Raw genomic sequence first — 19,336 nt, forward strand, 5'->3', positions numbered from 1 at the left:
CACCCGATCCGTACCATTTCGATACCGAAGCCCAGGTGAGCTGCGGGAATCCTCGCCGCCCGGGGCGCTCCCCCGGTAGGCTCCGGCTTGTCCTCCGGGCCTCCGTACGGGCGGCCGTGCGCCGCCCGTTCCGCGTTCCGTGTTCCGTGTTCCGGGGGGCAGACCCCCGCGGGCCGTTCGGTGGGCTCCGCGGACTCGACACCGCGCGCCAGGGCAGTCGCGCGAACGGCGAAGGGCATCGCATTGGCGGATCGGCTCACCGGAGGAGACTCCTCGCTGCTGCGGCGGATCAACGCCGCGGTCACGCTACGGGCGCTGCGGACCGGCCACTCCGTGACCCTCACCCAACTCGTCGGCGAGACCGGGCTCTCCCGGCCCACCGTCGAGGGCGTCATCGAGGGCCTCGTCGACACCGGCCTGGTCGCCGAGGTCGAACAACCCCGGGAGGACGGCCAGTCCGGCACCGGCCGCCGCGGCCGCCCCGCCCGCTGGTTCCGCTTCCGGGCCGAGGCCGGACACATCCTCGGCATCGAGATCGGCGTCCACGACATCCGGGTCATCCTCGCCGACCTCACCGGCGAAGTGGCGGGCAGTCACTTCAAGCCCGTCGACGAGACCCTCGACGCCGAGGAACGGCTCACCGCCGTCCGCACCGCCGTCGCCGAGGTCCTCCGCAAGGCGGGCATCTCGCGCGACAACCTGTGGTCCGTCGGCATCGGCACCCCTGGCATCGTCGACCGCGAGGGCACCGTCCAACTCGGCACCGCCATGCCCGGCTGGACCGGCCTCGACCTCGGCGCCCGGCTCCGGCGCTCCTTCCGCTGCCCCGTCCTGATCGAGAACGACGCCAACCTCGCCGCCATCGCCGAACACTGGCAGGGCGCCGCCGTCGGCGCCGACGACGTGGTCTTCGTGATGGCCGGCCTCAGCCCCGGCGCCGGCTCCCTCATCAACGGCAAGCTCCACCGCGGCTACGGCGGCGCCGCCGGAGAGATCGGCGCCCTCCACCTGCTCGGCCAGGAGGTCACCCCCGAGAAGCTCCTCTCCACCACCGGCAAGCCCCTCAACCCCCTGGACGAGGCCGCCGTCGCCCGCGTCCTGCGGCTCGCCCGCGAGGGCGACGAGGTCGCCAAGGTCGCCATGGACCGCTTCCTCACCAGACTGGTCCAGGGCGTCGCCGCCCTGGTCCTCGCCATCGACCCCCAGCTGGTCGTGATCGGCGGCTGGGCCGCGGGCCTCGACGGCGTCCTGGAACCCCTGCGCGAACGCCTCGCCCAATTCACCCTCCGCGCCCCCGAGGTGGCCCTGGCCGCCCTCGGCTCGGAGGTCGTCTCGATGGGCGCCCTGCGGGTCGCCCTCGACCACGTCGAGGACCAGCTCTTCGCGGTGGACCCGCCCCGGGTCTGACGGCCGCGTTACGGGCATGAGGGTCGGCGCTCAGGGGCCGGCGTAGTGCTCACCCCTCGCCCACGACTCCAGCGCCGGGTTCATCCACCCCGCCTCCCCGCCCGTCACCGTCGGCCCGCCGGTGATCGGCCTAGGCCCTATCGGCCCCAACGGCCGCGACCCGGGCGCCAGTTCGGCGGCCGGGTCGCGGTCTGAGGGTTGTCGGAGAGTGGTTCAGGAGGCGGTGCGGACCTCGGGGGTCGCGCCGACCGGGGTGACCTCGACCAGGCCGGTCTCGCCGAAGGTCAGCTTGCAGGTGTCCGCACGGTAGGTGGCGACGGCGAGGGCCACCAGGCGGCCGGCGGCGGCGTACTGGGTGGTCATGACCAGCACCGGGGTGCCCGGCGGGCGCTCCAGCAGCGCGGCCTCGTCGGCCTCGGCGACACCGAGCTCCACGGCCCGGGACTCGCCGTCGACCTCCAGCCGCTCCAGCTGGCGCAGCACCGAACGGGCGCGGTCGCTCTCGGCGCGGAAGCCGGGCAGGTGCGGCAGGGCGGAGGTGGGGACGTGCAGCGACTCGGTGGCCATCGCGCGGCCCTCGACCAGGCGGACCCGGCGGACGGTGTGCACGGTGGCACCCTCGGCGATGCCGAGGTTCTTGGCCAGCTGCGCCGGGGCGGGGGCGGTGGTGCAGTCCACCGTGCGCCAGGACTGGCTGCGGCCGACACCGGGCCAGCCCTCCTCCTGCCGGTTCACCGGGACGCCGACCCGCGGGGCGGCGATCAGCGTGCCGATACCCCGGCGGCGGACCAGGCGGCCCTCCAGCTCCAGCTGGTCGAGGGCCTGGCGCAGGGTGGCACGGGCCACGCCGAAGCGGGCGGCGAGCTCGCGCTCGTTCGGGAGGACCTGGCCGGTGGAGAACTCCGAGTCGATGGCCCGGAGCAGCACCGTGCGCAGGTGCCAGTACTTCGGTTCCGGCACCGCCGAAAGCTGTCCTGTCGTCCCCACCGTGTCCTCCACCTGGTCTTGTCCGCCGTACGACAAGGAGGGCGGATCCCGGGCCCGCTGCCCGCTGTTGCGGCAGGTGGGAGAGCGGGCCTTTATCCGTCCTTCTTTATTAAAGGTCCTTGCAGTAAGTGACCCTAGGTGCTCCCTCCGGAGATGGTCAAGACCAATGGCAGGGCTTGATGGGGCCGTCGCGAACATTCATGCCACGTTCACGACAGCCCGCCCGGACCGGTCCGCGACCGCCCCCGACCGGCCCGCGGCAGCGCGTCACGCTTCGGTGCGTGGGCGCCCAATGGGTAGGCTGCCCGGGTGATCGTGGTGACGAGTGTGAACGTGAACGGAATCCGTGCGGCGGCCAAGAAGGGCTTCGTCGAGTGGCTCGCCGGAACGGAGGCGGACGTGATCTGCCTCCAGGAGGTGCGCTCCGAACCCGGGCAACTGCCCGTCGAACTGCGCGACCTGGACGGCTGGCACGCGATCTGGGCCCCGTCGGTCGCCAAGGGCCGGGCCGGCGTCGCGATCCTCTCCCGCAAGGAGCCGCAGCGCAGCGTGATCGGATTCGGCTCGGAGGAGTTCGACAATTCGGGCAGGTACGTGGAAATCGACCTCCCGGGCCTCACCGTCGCCAGCCTCTACCTGCCCTCCGGCGAGGTCGGCACCGAACGCCAGGAGGAGAAGGAACGCTTCATGGCGGAGTTCCTCGTCCACCTCACCGCCCTGCGCGCCCGCGCCGCCGCCGACGGCCGCGAGGTCGTGGTCTGCGGCGACTGGAACATCGCCCACCGCCCCGAGGACCTCAAGAACTGGAAGGCCAACCAGAAGTCCGCCGGCTTCCTCCCCGAGGAACGCGCCTGGCTCTCCCGCGTCTACGACGAGGCCGGCTACGTCGACGTCGTCCGCGCCCTCCACCCCGACCGCACCGGCCCCTACTCCTGGTGGTCCTACCGCGGCCGCGCCTTCGACAACGACTCCGGCTGGAGGATCGACCTAATTATCGCTACTGGAATCCTCGCTAAGAAGTGCGTAGAGGCCTATGTCGAGCGCGCTGCCTCACACGCCGAGCGCTGGTCCGACCACGCACCGGTCACGGCAGTGTTCGATCTGAACAACTAGGCAGCAGAAACTGGTAGTTCGGCAGAATCAAGAGGCGGCCCCGACGCGGGGCATTCCACACGTCCGGGCTGCCTCTCGGTAGCAAATACGCCAGCGGCGAAGGAAGTCGCACGACACTCCCGGAGTGGATTTTTCAACATCGCGATTTAGGTGACCCTGCTTCCACAAGCGAAGCACCCGTCCGCCCCAGATCAGCTCCCCCGACGATCCAGACCCGAACATCCCTCTAGATATAGCCACCGCCCCAACCCCTTGACCCCCAGTCGCCCGGGGATAGCCATCGCTGCACGTCAGACGGTAGACAGCCCGCGCTGTTCGTTCACCGAAGGGCACCTCAGAGACCATGGTGAACGACGCGTGGTCCCCGGCAAGTCCCCAAATCTCCCGCTGCGATCTCGTCGCAGCGACTGACCCGATCCCACCTCCACGGCTCTCAGCTTGCCGAACGGGTGCTCGTACGACGGAACAGCCCCGGCTGCGCGGGGACGACCTATCCCCGCCCAGATAGGAGCCGAGATGCATGGGAACAGCCCCGACTGCGCGGGGAAGGCGATCTCTTTCCTGACGGTTCGTCTGACGAAAGTGGAGCGGCCCCGTCTGCGCGGGGAGGACTACACGGCGGTGATCCAGACCTGCGGCATGGCCGGAACAGTCCCAGCTACGCGGGGAAGACGCCGACGGCATGTACCTCGTCGAGAGCGCGGGCGGAGCAGCCCCGACTACGCGGGGAGGACACCTTCCTCGGCATCGCCAGTCCGAGGTCGGAACGCCCCGGATGCGCGGGGAGGACAGGTGCCACTCCATCGGCTTCACCCCCCTGGAACGGCCCCAGCTGCGCGGGCGGGACGGCTCTGGCCGGCGATTAGCCACGCCAGGTTCGGAACAGCCCCGGCTGCGCAGGGAGGACCCGTACCAGCGGCCAAACGGGGTGTCGTAGTACGGAACAGCCCCGGCTGCGCGGGGAGGATCAGGGCTGGAACACCTGCCCAAGGCTCCACGTCGGAACAGCCCCGGGTGCGCTGGGAAGACCCCACTCCCGGAGGGGTGGACGCCCGTCCCGGCCGTGGGGGAAGACTTACCGCTCCAGCCGTCCGTCTTCGTCCAGTCCGGAACAACCCCGTCTGCGCGGGGAGGACTCGCCGCCGTTCCCCTGGGAGTAGGGCGCTGTCGGAACAGCCCCGGCCGCGCGGGGAGGACAGTCCCAGGTTGTTGTGGGAGTCGTTGTAGGCCGGAGCAGCCTCGTCTACGCAGGGAAGGCGCGCACATCGCCCCTGACACCGAGGCCGAGCTCGGAACAGCCCCGTCTGCGCGGGGAAGAGGTCAAGCTCCTGCTCTACCCGGCCGGTTCAGTCGGAACAGCCCCGTCTGTGCGGGGAGGAGTTGCCGTCACCCTCGTCCCGGATCCGGGACGCCGGAGCAGCCCCGACTACGCAGGGAGGACGAGGATCTGTCCGGGGTCCGCGACGGGTTCGACGGAGCAGCCCCGGCTGCGCGAGGAGGACAGCACCGTGTACGAAATGCTATTCCCGATGGGCGGAGCGGCCCAGTCTTCGCGGGGAGGACAGCCGTGCCGCATAGGCGAGTTCGGCACTCATCGGAACAAACCCGGCCAAGCGGGGAGGACTCGGACACGGTGGCGGTCGGCTCGTCCCAAGTCAAAACAGTCCCGACTGCGCAGGGAGAGCGTTTCCCGCTCCGAACTCCTGACCGTGTACGGCGGAGCAACCCCGGCTGCGCGAGGAGGAGACGCCGCCATAGGCCGCCGAGTCACCGATCATCGGAGCAGCCCCGCCTACGCGAGGAGGACGCCGACGGCATGTACCTCATCGAATCGGCCGGCGGAACAGCCCCGGCCCCGGGGAAGACGTCCTGATCGGCTCCTGAGGCATCTTCGGGATCGGAACAGCCCCGGTTGCACGAGGAAGACGACGGGCTGGGGCTGGTTCCATCGGCTGCTCTCCGGAGCAGCTCCGGCCACGCCCGGGATGCCAGCCACCTGGTACCGCAGAGCAACTCCGGGCCGGACGGGGAAGAGGTCGGCAGGGCGACCTGGCCGGAGGCGCCAACCGGAACAGCCCCGGCCGCGCGGGGAGGACATCACGATGTCGGCGGTGCGCAGGTGTTTGAGCGGAACAGCCCCGGCCGCACGTGGAGGACACCCCCCTCGTCGTCATCCCGCAGACCCTCACCGGAACAGCCCCGGCCGCGCGGGGAGGACGCTTTCTGACCTGCGGCGTTTCGGTGGCTTTGCGGTTTCTTTGCTGTTGTCAAGGAGCTTCTGGCCGCTTGGGTTACAGGGTAGCGGCGATGGTGAGGAGGCCGGCGCCGAAGGCTTTGCCGCGGCCGATTCCGGTGAGCATGGCGGTGCGGAGGGTGTCGGGGTTGGTGATGGTGGCGGTGCCGTCGTAGCGGGTGAGGACAAGGCGGAAGCCGGGTTTGCGTTCGCGGGTTCCGGTGACGGTGGGGAGTTGGAAGGTGGCAGTGGTGTCGATGTCGAGTCCGATGTCGGGGGCGCGGCGGGTCCACCAGGTGGTGATCTCGTCGCCCTTGCAGGGGATGCGGTTGGGCAGGGGCAGGCCGGTGATCTCGTCGAAGGCGAAGCGGACGGAGTTGCCGGCGAGGCGATAGCGGATCTTCTGGCCGGTGGTGAGGCGGTCGAGGTGCTTGTCGAGGGGGAGGGTACGGGTGTTGCCGTAGTGGTCGGGGAGCGTGGTGGGGTCGGGCTTGTCGGTGGTCTGGACGAGTAGGCGCAGGCCGTTGTTGAAGGTGTCGAGTCGCCACAGGAGCCGGGAGTTGCCGCTGGTGGTGTCGGAGTCGGTGAGGCGTGCGGTGCGGTGGTGGAAGCCGTAGCCGCCGTTCCTGAGGTCGGCCTGGACGTCGCGGGATCGGGTGTTGAGGCGGATTTCGGTGAGGTAGGCGCTGGTCATCGGTGTTCCTCTGCGGCCCCGGCGTGCGGGGAGCTTTCGGCTAGTTGGTGTGGTTGTAGCGGTAGTTGTGGAGTCGTTCGTAGCGCTCGCTGGCGTCGTTGCCGACGCAGAGGTCGGCGGGGAGGGTCAGCGCGACACGGGCGAGGGTGCGTTGGCTGAATCGGCGTCGGCCGTGGGGGTTGTCGTTGAGGGTGTGGGTGGCGGTCGGGTCGTCGTGGGCGACGGTGGTGATGGTGACTGTGGTCTTGCCTGCGGGGGCGGTGCGGTCCAGCGGTGCGGTGGCGAGTGCCGTGCTGACGCCGCCGGGGTGGATGCCAAGGTTGTAGGGGGCTGCTGGCGAGCAGGCGCGTCGGCCGAGGAACGGGGTGTAGGTGGGCTGGTCGAGGGCGTCGCTGGCCTTGTGCAGGAGAGCGGTGGGGCCGGTGAGGGCGACGGTGAAGGCGGCGTCGGCGAGGTAGGCGCGACGGGTGAGGACGGCTCCTCGGCGCGTGCCGCCGTCGGCGGAGGGGACGACCTCGGTGGTGGTCTGGCCGCCGATGGTGTGGAAGTCCTCCATGGGTGTGCCCGGTTTGTCGATGCGAATGGTGAGGTCGAGTTGGGCGAGGTCGCCGGGGTCGGCTCCGCGGGGGTGGCCGAGGGCGCAGGCGAGCAGGCCCAGCACGCCGGAGCGGGTGGGGTGGTCGGTGCTGTCGCGGTAGTCGGCGAAGGCTGCGCGTACGCCCCAGGACTGCATGGGCGCGGCCAGGCGCAGGACGAGGACGGGGTCGGTCACTGCTGGGTTCCGAAGGCGGCGTCGAGGATGGTGTCGGTGGCCTGCTCGTAGCTCTCGGTGGCTTGGCCGAGGCCGGGCAGCTTGTCGGTGCCGGTGTGGGCGTGGACGGCGTGGACGAGGCCGCGGCCGGCGGTGAGGCGTTGGATGGTGGCGGCGTATGCGGCCAGACGCTCGGTGGAGGGGGTGGCGTGGCCGGTGTGGCCGCCGCGGATCGGCTTGTCGAAGGCGGTGGAGAGGTTGACGGGCCGGTCGCTGCGGGCGGCGAGGTGGACGAGGTCAGGCAGGGTCCAGGCGGCGGCGTTGGTCTGGCCGGAGTCGGGCAGGGTGTTGATGAAGCCGTCGATGAAGGCGTGGGTGAGTCGGCGGGTGAGGTCGGTGTCGCCGTTGTTGGCGGTGATGAGGGCTTGCAGGTTGATGGTGGCGTAGCGGTAGAAGGTGCCGGCGGTGTGCTGGCTGTCGCCCATCTGTCCGACGTCGGGGATGCCGGGGGTGGAGGCGGCGTAGTCGTCGACCGCGACGAAGAAGTCGACTTCGATGACGGCTTCGTGGGTGGTGAAGGCGGAGGACACCTGGACGCAGGCGTCGCGTTCGGCTCCGTCGACCTCCATGAGGGTGCGGCCGAGCAGGGCGATGGAGCCGTTCGCTTCGGCGAGCCAGCCCTTCATGTGCTTCGGGTCGGCGAGTGTGGTGGGCTCGTCCTTCTTGGCCTTGCTGCGGGACTTGGGCTTCCCGCCGTTGGCGGAGGCGTCCTTGAGGGCGGTCTCGTACTCGGCCTTGAGGCCGGCTGCGACGTTGGCGAGTCGGGCTGCGGTGCTGGCGGGGGTGTAGATGAGGGCGGCGGTGGCGAGGGGGTCCTTGGCCTTGGCTCCTTCGGCGGCTTCCTCGACGCTGCCGACTTTCATGCCGCCGGAGGCGGCGGCGAAGACGTCCAGGGCGGCGAAGGTCGCGAGCTCCGCCTCTTCCGGGGTCGCCTCGCCGGGTGTCTGGGGCGTCCAGTGGTCGCGCAGGAGGATGTCGCGGATCTCGTGGACGAGTCGACGGGTGCGGACGGCGGCTTCCTCGGGGAGGGCCTTCTCGATGTGCTGGCGTACGGGGCGCTTGATGGCCTGGGGGCTGAGCCTGGCGCGGGTGACGCCGCCGATCACCACGGACTTGGGGTTGCCGTCTCCGTCACGGTTGAGGGCGGCCAGGGGGATGGTCTGGATGATGTGCAGGTCCAGGAAGGTGGCGGGGATGGTGGTGGTCATGGCTCACTCGCTGTCGTTCGTGGTGTTGGTGGGGCGGGGCTGGGTGGTGCGGTAGTAGTCCTGTTGCCACTGGGTGCAGGTGCGGCGGCCGGTGAAGTACCAGGAGTCGAGTTCGCGCAGCATCCGTTCCCAGTCCAGGAGGGCGCCGCCGGCGTCGGTCAGGCGCACGGCGCCGCGCAGGTGGGTGTAGGGGCCTGCGGTGGTGTAGGTGGTCAGGCGCCGCAGGGAGGATTCGGTGGTGGTGGCGGACACGGTGCGGGAGGCGCGTGCGAGCGCGTCGCCGATGCTGATGCCCGTGCCGATGCCTGCGCGGCTGGTGGTGGTCATCAGGGCGGCGACGGTGTAGTAGGCGCGTTCCCGTTGCGGGTGCAGGCCGTCGGGCAGCCAGGTCGCGACGTAGGGGTGCATGCCGCCTTGGGGCTCGCCGTTCCACGGGCGTAGGCCGGTGGTCAGGGCGCGCCGGGCGGCGCCGTTGTCGCGCAGGAGGGCGTCGATGCGGTCGACGAAGCGGCGGGCGTGGGTTTGCGGCGCGTCCGGCGGGCTGGTGGTGAGGTCGGTCACGGGGTGGATTCCTTGCGGGGCAGGGGGAGCAACGCGCGGGCCTGGGCGACTCGGCGGGTCGAGGAGGGGCTGCGCGTGAGGGCGGTGGTGAGGTGGTCGAAGGCGTCGAGGGCGGCGTGGCGCATGCGGTTTTGGGCGCTGGTGAGTTGGCCGGTGTTGTAGAGGTGCCAGAAGGCGGCGTCGGCGCGGGGCCAGTAGTGGACGGCGGTGCGGGCTTTGCGGTTGGCGGTGTCGGTCTTGTCTTTGGGGCGGTCGTTGAACGCGGCCGCGAGGGCGAGGTCGAGCCGCCAGGCGGCGGTGTCCGCTTCCTTGACGGCGTCCTCGACGAGTTCGGCGGTGTCCGGGTCGTGCTGGGCGCTGTGGGCGAGGAGCGGGGGCGTGGTGGTGGTCCACCACTGGCTGTCCCTGTTCTGGGCGCGGTCCTGCTGGGCGCCGACGACGCGCAGGCGCAGGGTGTCCAGGACGTGGTCGGGCAGTTTGTCGCAGGCGGCCAGTACGAGGGGGCGGGTGGGGGCGTTGCGCTTGGTGTCGGGGCGGTTGTCGGGGTCGCTGAGGAGGACGTCGAGGTCGCGGAAGAGGTGTCGGCCGCCGTCGGCCTCCACGGCGGCGCCGGGGCGCTGGGTCTTGGTCGATCGCCGGTAGGACAGGTAGGGGTCGGGGTGGGCCTCGACGTACTCGGTCTTCTCGCCGCCGGTCGTTTTCGGCGGGTTGCGGGCGCCCCAGGTGATGGTGCAGTCGGTGGCCTGCTGTGCGTCGGGGCTGGGGGTCAGCAGGATGGCGTGGCGCATGCGGCCGGTCAGCAGGGAGACGGGGCCGCGGGGGTCGGGGGCGGGTTGGGTGGGGTCGGAGCGTTGGTCGCGTTCCCAGATCGCTTCGTCGGGGTGGGCGCCGGCATCGGGCATGGCGGGCGGGGTGAGGTGGGCGAGGAGTGTGGTGTGGAGGGTGGTGCCGAGGGGGTGGTAGCCGACGGTGCCGCGGGCCGGCGCGGCCTGGCAGCCGGTCTGGGTGGTGACACCGTTGTGGGAGCGGGTGGTCACCGTGCCTCCTGAGCCGTAGTAGGCCCACATCGCCAGTTGCAGGGCGGCTTCCGCCGACGGGAGGGGCTGCTGGGAGTGGTCGCCGTGCTTGCTGGCGAACCAGGGCCGGGCGCTGCCGGACGCTCCCCCGATGACGAGCTTGTTGATGCCGAAGGTGTCCTTGCAGTCCGCGGCGACGCGCGGGTCCTGGAGGAAGGGCCGGACGGGGTGGTAGAGCCCGAAGCGGTCGTGGTGGCGCGCGAAGTACTCCCTGGTGCTGTCAGGGTCGAAGGGTGTGCCGAACTGGCGGTTGCGGCGCCGGTGCCAGCCTTCGGCGTTTTCGGCGTCCTGGAGCCGGTCGAGGCCGGTGATGCGGTAGGCCATGGCGGCGAGGAGCCGGTAGAGCGCGCCGTAGGCCGCCGGGTAGGGCAGGGCGAGGTCGACGATCCGGTGCGCGTCGAGGAGGGCCTGCTGGAATCCGACGGGGCGTACGAATCCGTCGTTGTACAGGCAGTCGGCCCATGGTTCCTGGGCGAGGTCGAAGTCGGGTGGGGCGTTCACGTTTCTACTCCTGGGCAACGGGCGCCTGGACGATGAGGCCCAGGCGGCTGTCATAGGACACTGTGAACCCTCCCACTGACAACTCGCCTTGCCCGCAAGGGTGTTCGATGATAAGGACGTCCTTTAGCCTGCGATCGGCAGCCCAGCCGGGCAGGCGTTCGGCCAGGGTTGGCAGGGCACGCTGCCAGTGCTCGCGCCGTACGGACAGCAGGCGTTCGCGGACCGGGCGAAGGTCAGCGTGTTGCCGTTCCGGGAGTGTGAGGTTGCCGTCCCTCTCCAGGCCCAGGTGCCCTCCGGGTTGCGCCCACAGAGGCAGGACGGTGACGCTGTCGAGGTTGTAGCGGGTCGCGGCCTGCTCCTCGGTCATCGACAGTTCGGTGAGGTCGAACAGGTCCACCAGGTCTCGCGGGTGGGGGATCATGACCGGCTTTGCCGCGTTCTCCATCGCCTGCTCCCCCGCGAGGTGGGCGCGGATGTCCCGGTCCGGCACGTCGGTGTCCCAGCCCGCACAGACCGCGTCCACGAGCTTCTGGACATCACCGGGGACGGCGATCGGCCCGTGGGCGGTGAGGAGTTCACGGGTGGAGCGCATCAGGGCCCGCCCGTAGACCGTCCTCCAGCGGCCGTCGTCCGGCGATCCGTCCGCGCCATAGGGCACCAGGACGGTCACAGGAACGCGCACGTCGTCACCGTCGTGGTGGCGAAGTCCGCGGCCGGCGCGCTGGATGAGCTGCGCGATCGGCGCGAGGTCGCTCACCACGTGGTCCAGGCTGAGGTCCAGCGACTGCTCGCACACCTGGGTACTGACCAGCACGGCGCGCCGGGGCCGCTTGTCGCGGTTCTTGCCGAACGCCTCCTCGACGCGGAGCGTGCGGCGGCGCCGGTCGAGGACCCGGTAGCGGGCGTGGACAAGGAAGACCTCCACGTCCTGGTCGAGCAGCCGGTCGAGGGCGGTGACGGTGTGCTGTGCGGAGCGGACCGTGTTGCACACCACCAGCGTGCAGAAGTCGCCAGCCTGTTGGTGCATCAGATCGGTGACGAACCGGGCGCGGGCCTCGTCCGCCGCCGGGATGCCGGCGTCCTGCTTCGGCTTGTTCGAGCCGTGGAGTTCCACCAGGTTGACGTCCAGCGTGCGGGGCCGGCTGGTGGTGATGCGGTTCGACCTTGTCGGCGTGCCGGTCGTCCCGTCCACGTACAGCCAGCCCGGGTACACCGGCTCGACGTCGGGCACAGGGGCGCCGGGGGCCGATCCGGACAGATAGGCGGCCGCCAGCGACCGTGCCACCGAGGCTGGCACGGTCGCCGACATCAGCACCACCGGCACCCTCATCGCGCCCCACCAGGCCAGGGCCCGGCGCAGCAGCGACTGCATGTACGGGTCGTAGGCGTGGCACTCGTCCACGAGCAGGACCTTGCGGGTCAACCCGCCGAGTCGCAGGGCATTGTGACGCACTCTCAGCACTGCGGCGAGGACCTGGTCGATCGTCGAGACGCTGATCCCCGCCAGCACCGCCCTGCCACGTTCTTCCAGCCACGCGGAGGGCAACGTGTCCAGGCCGCCCTCGTGGGTCAGCACGCGCGAGGTGTCGCGGTTCCAGCCGGCCTGGCTGTGTGCCAGCGTGACCGGGGAGGACGCCGCCAGTGCGCGACCCGCCCACGTCTGGACCCGCCGGTGGGAGGCGTCCGTGGTGGCCATGGTCGGCAGTGCGACGTGGACCCCGATACCGGGCCCGCCCAGCCACCTTGCTCCCCACAGGCCGCCCTCGGTCTTACCGCTGCCCGTCTCCGACATGATGATCAACAGCCCCGCGGCGCCGGGCACCGCGCAGCGCGGCAAGCCCTCGAGCAGCGATGCCTGCATGGGGTTGGGGTCGAAGTCGAACCAGTCCCGGAAGGTCATGTGAGTGGGGTTTCCTTCCACTGCGGCACCAGCAGGCCGGCGTCGTCGATCAGCGCGGGCGCGGCTTTCATCGCGCGGTCCCAGTGCCCTTCCAGGGAGCCGCCGCCGGCTTCCCCGATCGCATGCAACTGGGCCTCCACGTGGCGCTCCTGGGAGGCCAGCCAGTCGGCGAGCACGACGACCTCCGTCGCTAGAACCGCTGCTTCGGCGGACAGCATTGGCGGCGCAGCCGGGCGCTCCACCGCATCAGCCACCGCCGCCAAGTGCAGTCGGCGCTGCCTGTCCCATTCGCCGCCACCCAGCTCTCTGTCCCGGATCGCCGCCGAGCGCAGGGCCCGCCGCGAGGGCGGAGCCGGGTACCGGCCGTGGTGCCCCGCGAGCATCTGCGCGACCCGCCGGGCCGGCGACGCCAGAGCCAGCCCGCCGCCATCGGCGTCGTAGCCGAGAGCAGGAAGAGCATGCGCGAGGAAGAGATGGGTCACGTGGCCGTGCGACGACACGACACCGGCATCAAGCGGGTCATAGCCGTGAAGGAACTCGTACGCCTCAGCGTCCTTGCGCTGGAAGCCGCCGATCTTCCCCACGTCATGCCAGCCGGCCCAGCATGCGAGCAGCGCCCGAGCGCGTTCGCTGTCCTCGACTCGGTCCGGATCCAGACCCATGCCGGCCACCAGAACGCGGCGCTGGAGATCCACCAGGTGAAGATCCCAGGCCCACCATGCCACCGCTGCCACATCCAGCAGGTGGCCCACCAGCGGATACACCACCCCTGGTGGCAAGCCCTCCGACTTCCCCCACAAGGCACAATCAAGGCCACCACACGGCTGAGATCCCAGCAAGGCCTCACAGTCAAATAGCACGTCGCGGATCGTAGACCGAGCCACTGACAACGCCCCTGCAGAGCTTATTGACGTATCGTCATGTATGGACGAGGCAACGATCCACCCGGGCCGCCAAGACGTCGAGCGGTGCTCCGCCACCCGCACCCCGGATCACGCACAGCTCCTTGACAAGGCAAAGAAGAAGCAAAGTCACTACAACACCCCAGGTCGCGAAGCCTCCTCCCCGCGCAGACGGGGCTGCTCCGGAGGGATTACCGGAGGGGTGCGCCTCGACCGCCTCCTCCCCGCGCAGACGGGGCTGTTCCGCCGCCGGACCTGTGCACCACGCTGACCGAGGCCTCCTCCCCACAGACGGGGCTGCTCCGCCGACGATCTGGTTGATCTGCGGGTGGACCTCCTCCCCGCACCGACAGGGCTGCTCCACAGGGGGACGAGGTAGCCGGTGACGTAGAGCTCCTCCCGCCCGCGCAGACGCGGCCGAGGTTGATGTCGGCGACTTGGCGGTGCCGGTCCCGGGCGGTCGTGACAGCTTCGGCGATGGCGCGCTGCGGGTGCGGTGTTGGCCTGATGGCCCTCGGTCACACAAGGCTCGAGCCCGCAACGGGCTGGGGGTGGCCGGGCTGTTGGCAGCCCCAGCACCCCAGCCTCTCCATTCCCCCCGCAGGATGGGCATACCAAATCTGGCAGGCTGGAATTTTGGATCGTCGAGCTGCATCTGCTCCGCCGGGCGCGGGTCCTACACGGGCCACTGGCCGACGCGAACGGGTTCGGGACACAACTTGATCCCGGTGTTGGCGTCCACCCGCGCCACCATGTCGGCGAGGACCTGGGCGACGGCCGTGGCCGTGGTCTCGCCGCGGGCCGTAATGGCCAGGGTGCGCCGCTGGGAGCAGCGGATGCCGTCGGCGATCCGGTATCCGGGGTGGCAGCCGATGAGTTCGAGCAGCCAGCCGGCGCTCATACGCCAGCGGCCGTCGATGCCGGTGTGGACGGGGCATCCGGCGACGGACCAGCGGGCGGCCTGGTCGGGTGTGACGGGCGGGTCGAGGAAGGCGGAGCCGACTTGCCGGGCGTCGGGGCCGTCCGGGTCGAGGAGCAGCCCGCGGTGGTGGCGGTCGGCGAGGACGGCCGTGGTGGTCTCGGCGAGCGGGGGCCGGGTGCCGGCCGGGACGCCGAGTTCGCGTGCGAGGCGTCGGCAGGTGATGGGTGCGGCGGTGTCGGTGCGGGTGAGGTGGAGGGTCGTGGACAGGATGGTCCAGCGGCCGGGTTCCTGCTTGAAGCGGCTGTGGCGGTGGCCCAGTTGGCATTCCTGGGCGGGGAGGGTCCGCATGAGGCCGGCGTGCCAGTCCCAGGCGTGCAGGTGGTGCAGGGTGTCGGAGATCTGCTGCCCGTACGCTCCGGCGTTGTGGACGGGGGCGGCCCCGGCGGTGCCGGGTATGCCGGCCAGGTACTCGATCCCTGCGAGGTGTTCGGTGGCGGCCCAGGCGGTGAGGTCGGTGAGCGGGTGGCCGGCGGCGACGGTGACGGCGACCGTGGTGTCGTCCACTCGCTTGGTGGTGATGCCGCGGGTGTTGATGACAGCGACGGTGCCGGGGTGTCCGGTGTCGGAGGCGATGACGTTGCTGCCGTGGCCGAGGGTCAGGGGGCCTCGTGGCCGTGGCGGGTGATGCCATGGACGAGGTCCGGCCAGTCGTTGGGGTCGGAGATGGTCAGGGTGTCGCCGGTGGGGCCGCCGAGGCGCAGGGTGGTGAGGGAGGCCAGGGTGCGACGGGGCACGGGGGGGCTCCTAGGGGATGAGCTGGTCGGGCTCGGCGGCCGCCGTCGGCGGCTGGGCGCCGGTACTGGCCTGGTGGTCAGCGGCGAAGGCGAGCAGCACGATGACCGGCAGGTGGAGGGCGGCCCACAGGCCGGTGAGGAGGGCGTCGAAGCGTCCGTGCGGCGCGGCGGCGTGCCTGGCGCAGGCGGTGTTCAAGGGGGTGCTGTGCTTGGGCATGTGAGGCCTTCGGCAGCGGGTGGGAGGTGCGGACGTTCCCAGTGAACTGCCGGGCCGGGGGCCGGATCCGTAGTCGGGCTACGGGCCGTAGTGCGGCTACGGGTCAGACGGTCCGGATGCCTGCTCGGGCGGCGAAGTCCCGCACGCCGGGCAGCTTTCGGTCGTGCTTCAGCAGGCCGCCGGCCAGGCCCCGGACGGCGCCTCGGTGGATCTCTTGCGGGGCGGCCTCCTCGGCCGCGAGCAGGGCCTTGAAGCACTGTTCGGGCTTGCCCCACTGGTCGAACGCGCGGGCGACGTCGGTGAAGAACCTGGCCTGCCGCTCGGCGGTCGGCAGGGCGGCCGGGTCGATCGTGGAGGCCAGTTCGATTGCCTTTCCGGCGTCGCCGAGCTCGTAGTGCACGGACAGCTCGTGCAGGGCGACGCCCTGGATGCCGTCCACCAGGCCGGAGGTTCGGCCGGCGGCTGCCGCGCTGTCCGCGGCTTCCCGGATCAGGGCGTGCGCGTAGGCGCGGTCGCCGGACTTGGCGGCGGTGTAGGCCGCGGTGGCGTACAGGTCTCCGCGCAGGGCCAGTCGGGCGGTCTCGGGCACCGTGTTGTCGGCGAGTAGTTCCTCGGCGGCGACCACGACGATGTCGGTTGCGCGGGCCAGGCTGCCCTGGCGGCGCCAGGAGCTGGAGACCATCCTCTGGGCCTCGGCGACCACGAGGGGGTCGCCGCCGGCCCGGGCGGCGGTGAGCGCGCGGTCGGCGGTGATGGCCACCAGGTTGTTGTCGCCGATCTTGATGCACAGCCGGACCGCGATGTTGTAGAGCTGGGCGACGTTGCGGGCCCGCTCCTCGGTGCTGCCGACCAGCTGGGCGGCGGCGATCCGGCCCGGCAGTGCTTCGGCGAGCGCGTCGTACCGGGCCTCCTTGAACTCGCGACGGGACGTCAGGAGCGATGTGGCGACGGACTCGTGTGTGGGTTCGCAGCGGGGTGTCGGAATTCGGTCCGCTCCGTACAGCAGGAGGTCTTCCAGCCCGGTCAACGGGGCCTTCTCTTCGGCGTGCGCGGCTTCCTGGCCGGCAGCAGAGGCGAAGAGGGCGGCAGTCGCCAGGGTCAGGAACGGGCGGCGTCGCACATCGTCCTCCTCGGCAGCGGAAGTGCTCGCCAGCGTAGCCGAGGCCGACTTCCGGGCGCGGGATCTTGGCCGATCGGCAGCGGGCTGCGGCAGAGCCAACAACTCTCCGAGGTTACTGCCCAGCACCTCGGCGAGACGCCGCAGCAGCGCCAGGTCCTTGACCCCTTGGATGTCGCGTTCGACCTGGGACATCCAGTCCTCGCTGCGGTTCACCTCGTGGGCCAGGCGCAGCTGCGTCCAGCCCTTCGCTGTGCGGCGCAGCGCGATGAACTTCCCGAACGTGATGCTGGGCTTCACACTGGCCCCGGCTTGAGTATCCGTTCCGCCACGGAACGCCACGGTATCGAGTGGTGGGCTTGCCCGTACCCCTCTCGGGAGAACGGGCTCCCGCACCGTTCCCCGGATGTGCCGCCGTTGCGCACGGGCACCGGGAACCGCGCCTGGTTCACGCCTGCTTGGCCGGTAGCGACATCTCCGCGATCCGACCGAAGGCGGCGCCGATGCGCTGCGCCTAGAGGCTCTGAGGACCAGACTGACTGCCGTGACGCTATAGACCGAGGGCCTGACCAGGCATGAGCACCGGGCCCGGCCGTGTGTCACGGCCCGGCCTGCGGGTTGGTGGTCTCGATCCGCTGGTCGAACGTCACGCTCACGACGACCTGATAGGGCACGTCGTGATTCGATCCGTCCGGCAGGACGATTCGCGCGTGGCCCTGCTGCCAGATCCGCTTCCACGCGAGAACCACCTGCACGGCAGTGCGCTCGGGCACCGTAACGGTGATCTCCTCCTCGAACAGGTGCGTCGCGCCGATGGCGAGCGAGAGATTTCGCTGCAGTTCCTGCTCGATGCCGGTCTTCGTCGAGAGCCACAGCAGGTTGACGCCCGCTTCCCCCGTCGCGGCCCGGCGTCCCTGCTCGGCGACCGAAAGGGTGCGCGTCCATTCACGACTAGCCTTGAATGTGCGGGTGACCGGAGCGGGGCCAGAGTGGTTGTCGATGATCCTCACGTCCTGGCCCAGCGCCTCTTCGAATCGCGATGTCTGATACACCTCTAGGACTCGCAGCTCTGACACCGCTGGTGCGTCGCCCTGGCGGACGAGCGTCACCTCTCTAAGGTCGTATCGTTCCAGTCCCTCATGGCTACGAGTTGCAACGTCGCAATCAAAGGCGGCAACGTCTCCTGGTGAGACATGGAACTGGACCAGTTGGCTAGGCAAGAACAGCCGGCGGTTGAATACCTTAAGGACTGGCCCAACCCCCGTAGGGCGCGCTTGGATGCTATGGGTACCCGGGCCGATTGGGTACACGGCTCGTCCATACGAAGCGACCCTGCCGACACGAGCACCATTGATCAGCACCACGCAGGTGACTTCCGTTCGGTTGTGCAAGTGCACGCTCGCACCTACAGCTGGAGAAGCGCTCGCCGCCTGGTAGTCCACACCGCCAGTATGCCGACCAATGTGCCAAGTGGCGTTAACCTCTTGAGAGTTTGCCACTTGCGACCGTTGTGCACGGGCACCCGGGACCGCGCCTGGTTCACGCCTGCTTGGCCGGCGGCGAGGCGGCGGCGTTCGTCGACGAGGGTTTCGAGGGCTTCGGAGTACTCGTCGTCGCCGCCGGGGTAGTCGAACAGGTTGCGGCGTTTCTCCTCGCGCAGGTCGCGCATGGCCTGGGTGACGTGGTTGAGCTGTTCGGTGTGGTCCTCGCCGGGGATGAACCTGCGCACCGTCATCGCCAGCCCGGCGAGGCGATCCACGAGGGCGGAGATCGCGGCGGTGACGCGCTCGCCCTTGACGGACTGGCCCTTGCAGGCCGGTTTGCCGGCCGTCTTCGCGCAGCGGTAGTACTCGTAGATGCGACCGTTGTTGGCGAGGTTCACCTGCCGGTAGAACCGGTCCCCGCATCGGTCGCAGTGCGGCACGCCCAGCCAAGGCGAGGCGCCGTTCGAGCGCTCCTTCGTGATGGACCGCTCGTCCATCGCGGCCTGGACCGCGGCCCACTCCTCCTCCGTGAACAGCGGCTTGGCCATCTGGATCGGCAGGCCCTTCGCGTCGCGGGCGATCTTGCGCGCCTTCACCGAGCGGCCGGTCAGCTTCAGGCCCATCGTCGCCGGCGAACGCAGGATCTTCCCCACACTGGTCGGGTTCCAGTGGTTCGATGGCGGCGTCTTGCGCTTGCTCGTGTAGGACTCGCCCTGGTTCTTGTACGCGTGGGTCGCGGGGGTGTCGAAGCCGGCTACTTCCAGGGCCGTGGCGATCATCCACTGGCTCCGCCCCTCCCGGAGGAGCTTGCCCATGTACCTGACGGCTTCGGAGGTCACCGGGTCCGGTTCAAGGGTTCGTCCTCCGCCGGGACGGTCGACGATCCGGTACCCGTACGGCGGCTGTCCGCCCGCCCAGCGGTCGGTCTTCCGCAGGTGTTTGTGTGCTGCGGTGACACGGGCCTTGATCCGCTTGAGCTCCATCTCCGCGAAGATCGAGGCCAGCATCAGGAAGACCTTCGCCAGCTCGTTCCCGAACGACGACTCGTGGCCCTCCCGGTAGTCCAGGGTGATGCCGTCGTCGGTGAAGACCAGGACCTTGTGGTTCGCCTCCGCCCAATGGGCGACGTCTGCGCAGTCCTTGGCGGAGCGGAACGCCCGGTCGACCTTGGCCCACACCATCGCGTCCCACTCGCTCTGGCGATCGGTGAGCCACGGCCCGAGGTCGGGACGCTTCCAGGGCGTGATCTCCGCGGAGACGTCCAGATCCTCGAAGGACCCGACGATCTCCCACTCTTTCGAGAGCGCGTGCCGCGTCGCCGACTCCGCCTGCACCAGGTGAGAGACCTTGCCCTCATCCCCGTGGGTGTCCGAGACACGCGAACCCACCACCGCCCGAACCGGCGCCAA

At 70.3% G+C, this 19,336-nt stretch carries 16 protein-coding genes; 2 read left to right on the forward strand and 14 right to left on the reverse strand.

All coding sequences use genetic code 11. The features are described from left to right. Window positions 1-243 precede the first annotated feature (243 nt). Complete coding sequence (locus tag ACFXPX_RS12525) at window positions 244-1,407, forward strand: ROK family protein (protein ID WP_375886360.1); 1,164 nt, start codon at window positions 244-246, stop codon at window positions 1,405-1,407. A 213-nt stretch (window positions 1,408-1,620) separates the two neighbouring features. Here ACFXPX_RS12525 and ACFXPX_RS12530 read toward each other — a convergent pair whose 3' ends face one another. Next, on the reverse strand, window positions 1,621-2,394 hold the full coding sequence (locus ACFXPX_RS12530; RefSeq protein ID WP_375886354.1) for a GntR family transcriptional regulator: 774 nt from the start codon (window positions 2,392-2,394) through the stop codon (window positions 1,621-1,623). Window positions 2,395-2,712: 318 nt separating this feature from the next. On the opposite strand from ACFXPX_RS12530, the gene ACFXPX_RS12535 reads away from it, so the two are divergent. Next, a complete protein-coding gene (locus ACFXPX_RS12535) occupies window positions 2,713-3,507 on the forward strand; it encodes an exodeoxyribonuclease III (protein WP_380593722.1) in 795 nt (264 codons plus the stop codon). A gap of 2,291 nt (window positions 3,508-5,798) precedes the next feature. Here the strand turns inward: ACFXPX_RS12535 and ACFXPX_RS12540 are convergent. The 13 genes from ACFXPX_RS12540 to ACFXPX_RS12600 all read right to left on the reverse strand — a co-directional run. Then, on the reverse strand, window positions 5,799-6,434 hold the full coding sequence (locus ACFXPX_RS12540; protein WP_380593714.1) for a type I-E CRISPR-associated protein Cas6/Cse3/CasE: 636 nt from the start codon (window positions 6,432-6,434) through the stop codon (window positions 5,799-5,801). Window positions 6,435-6,474: 40 nt separating this feature from the next. Next, window positions 6,475-7,206 (reverse strand): type I-E CRISPR-associated protein Cas5/CasD, encoded by a 732-nt coding sequence (cas5e, locus tag ACFXPX_RS12545; RefSeq protein ID WP_380640941.1) that lies wholly within the window; start codon window positions 7,204-7,206, stop codon window positions 6,475-6,477. Beyond that, window positions 7,203-8,453, reverse strand: coding sequence for a type I-E CRISPR-associated protein Cas7/Cse4/CasC (gene cas7e / locus ACFXPX_RS12550; RefSeq protein ID WP_380593712.1), 1,251 nt, complete (start codon window positions 8,451-8,453; stop codon window positions 7,203-7,205). Before cas7e ends, cas5e begins: the two co-directional genes overlap by 4 nt. A 3-nt stretch (window positions 8,454-8,456) precedes the next feature. Continuing rightward, window positions 8,457-9,014 carry a type I-E CRISPR-associated protein Cse2/CasB gene (gene casB / locus ACFXPX_RS12555; protein WP_380593711.1) on the reverse strand — a complete coding sequence of 186 codons (558 nt, stop codon included), beginning with the start codon at window positions 9,012-9,014 and terminating at the stop codon, window positions 8,457-8,459. Further along, complete coding sequence (casA, locus tag ACFXPX_RS12560; protein ID WP_380640943.1) at window positions 9,011-10,591, reverse strand: type I-E CRISPR-associated protein Cse1/CasA; 1,581 nt, start codon at window positions 10,589-10,591, stop codon at window positions 9,011-9,013. Before casA ends, casB begins: the two co-directional genes overlap by 4 nt. Before the next feature lie 4 nt (window positions 10,592-10,595). Continuing rightward, the gene (gene cas3 / locus ACFXPX_RS12565) at window positions 10,596-12,491 is read right to left on the reverse strand and encodes a CRISPR-associated helicase Cas3' (protein WP_380593709.1); all 1,896 of its coding nucleotides are present in this window, start codon (window positions 12,489-12,491) and stop codon (window positions 10,596-10,598) included. After that, window positions 12,488-13,477 (reverse strand): CRISPR-associated endonuclease Cas3'', encoded by a 990-nt coding sequence (locus ACFXPX_RS12570; protein ID WP_380640945.1) that lies wholly within the window; start codon window positions 13,475-13,477, stop codon window positions 12,488-12,490. The genes cas3 and ACFXPX_RS12570 overlap by 4 nt, the downstream gene beginning before the upstream one ends. A gap of 592 nt (window positions 13,478-14,069) precedes the next feature. After that, entirely contained in the window at window positions 14,070-15,023 is a 954-nt protein-coding gene (locus ACFXPX_RS12575) for a UDP-N-acetylmuramate dehydrogenase (protein WP_380640953.1), read from the reverse strand. Then, complete coding sequence (locus tag ACFXPX_RS12580) at window positions 14,972-15,109, reverse strand: hypothetical protein (RefSeq protein WP_380593707.1); 138 nt, start codon at window positions 15,107-15,109, stop codon at window positions 14,972-14,974. The genes ACFXPX_RS12575 and ACFXPX_RS12580 overlap by 52 nt, the downstream gene beginning before the upstream one ends. Window positions 15,110-15,119: 10 nt before the next feature. Further along, window positions 15,120-15,326: a hypothetical protein gene (locus tag ACFXPX_RS12585; protein ID WP_380593706.1), complete on the reverse strand. Its 207-nt coding sequence runs from the start codon at window positions 15,324-15,326 to the stop codon at window positions 15,120-15,122. Between the two features lie 103 nt (window positions 15,327-15,429). Then, entirely contained in the window at window positions 15,430-16,743 is a 1,314-nt protein-coding gene (locus ACFXPX_RS12590) for a helix-turn-helix domain-containing protein (RefSeq protein WP_380593705.1), read from the reverse strand. Window positions 16,744-17,042: 299 nt separating this feature from the next. Next, entirely contained in the window at window positions 17,043-17,552 is a 510-nt protein-coding gene (locus tag ACFXPX_RS12595; protein ID WP_380640947.1) for a hypothetical protein, read from the reverse strand. A 296-nt stretch (window positions 17,553-17,848) separates the two neighbouring features. Continuing rightward, a partial coding sequence (locus tag ACFXPX_RS12600; RefSeq protein ID WP_380640949.1) for a recombinase family protein occupies window positions 17,849-19,336 on the reverse strand: 1,488 nt, incomplete at its 5' end.

The organism is Kitasatospora sp. NPDC059146, assembly GCF_042786665.1.
Classification (GTDB): Bacteria; Actinomycetota; Actinomycetes; order Streptomycetales; family Streptomycetaceae; genus Kitasatospora.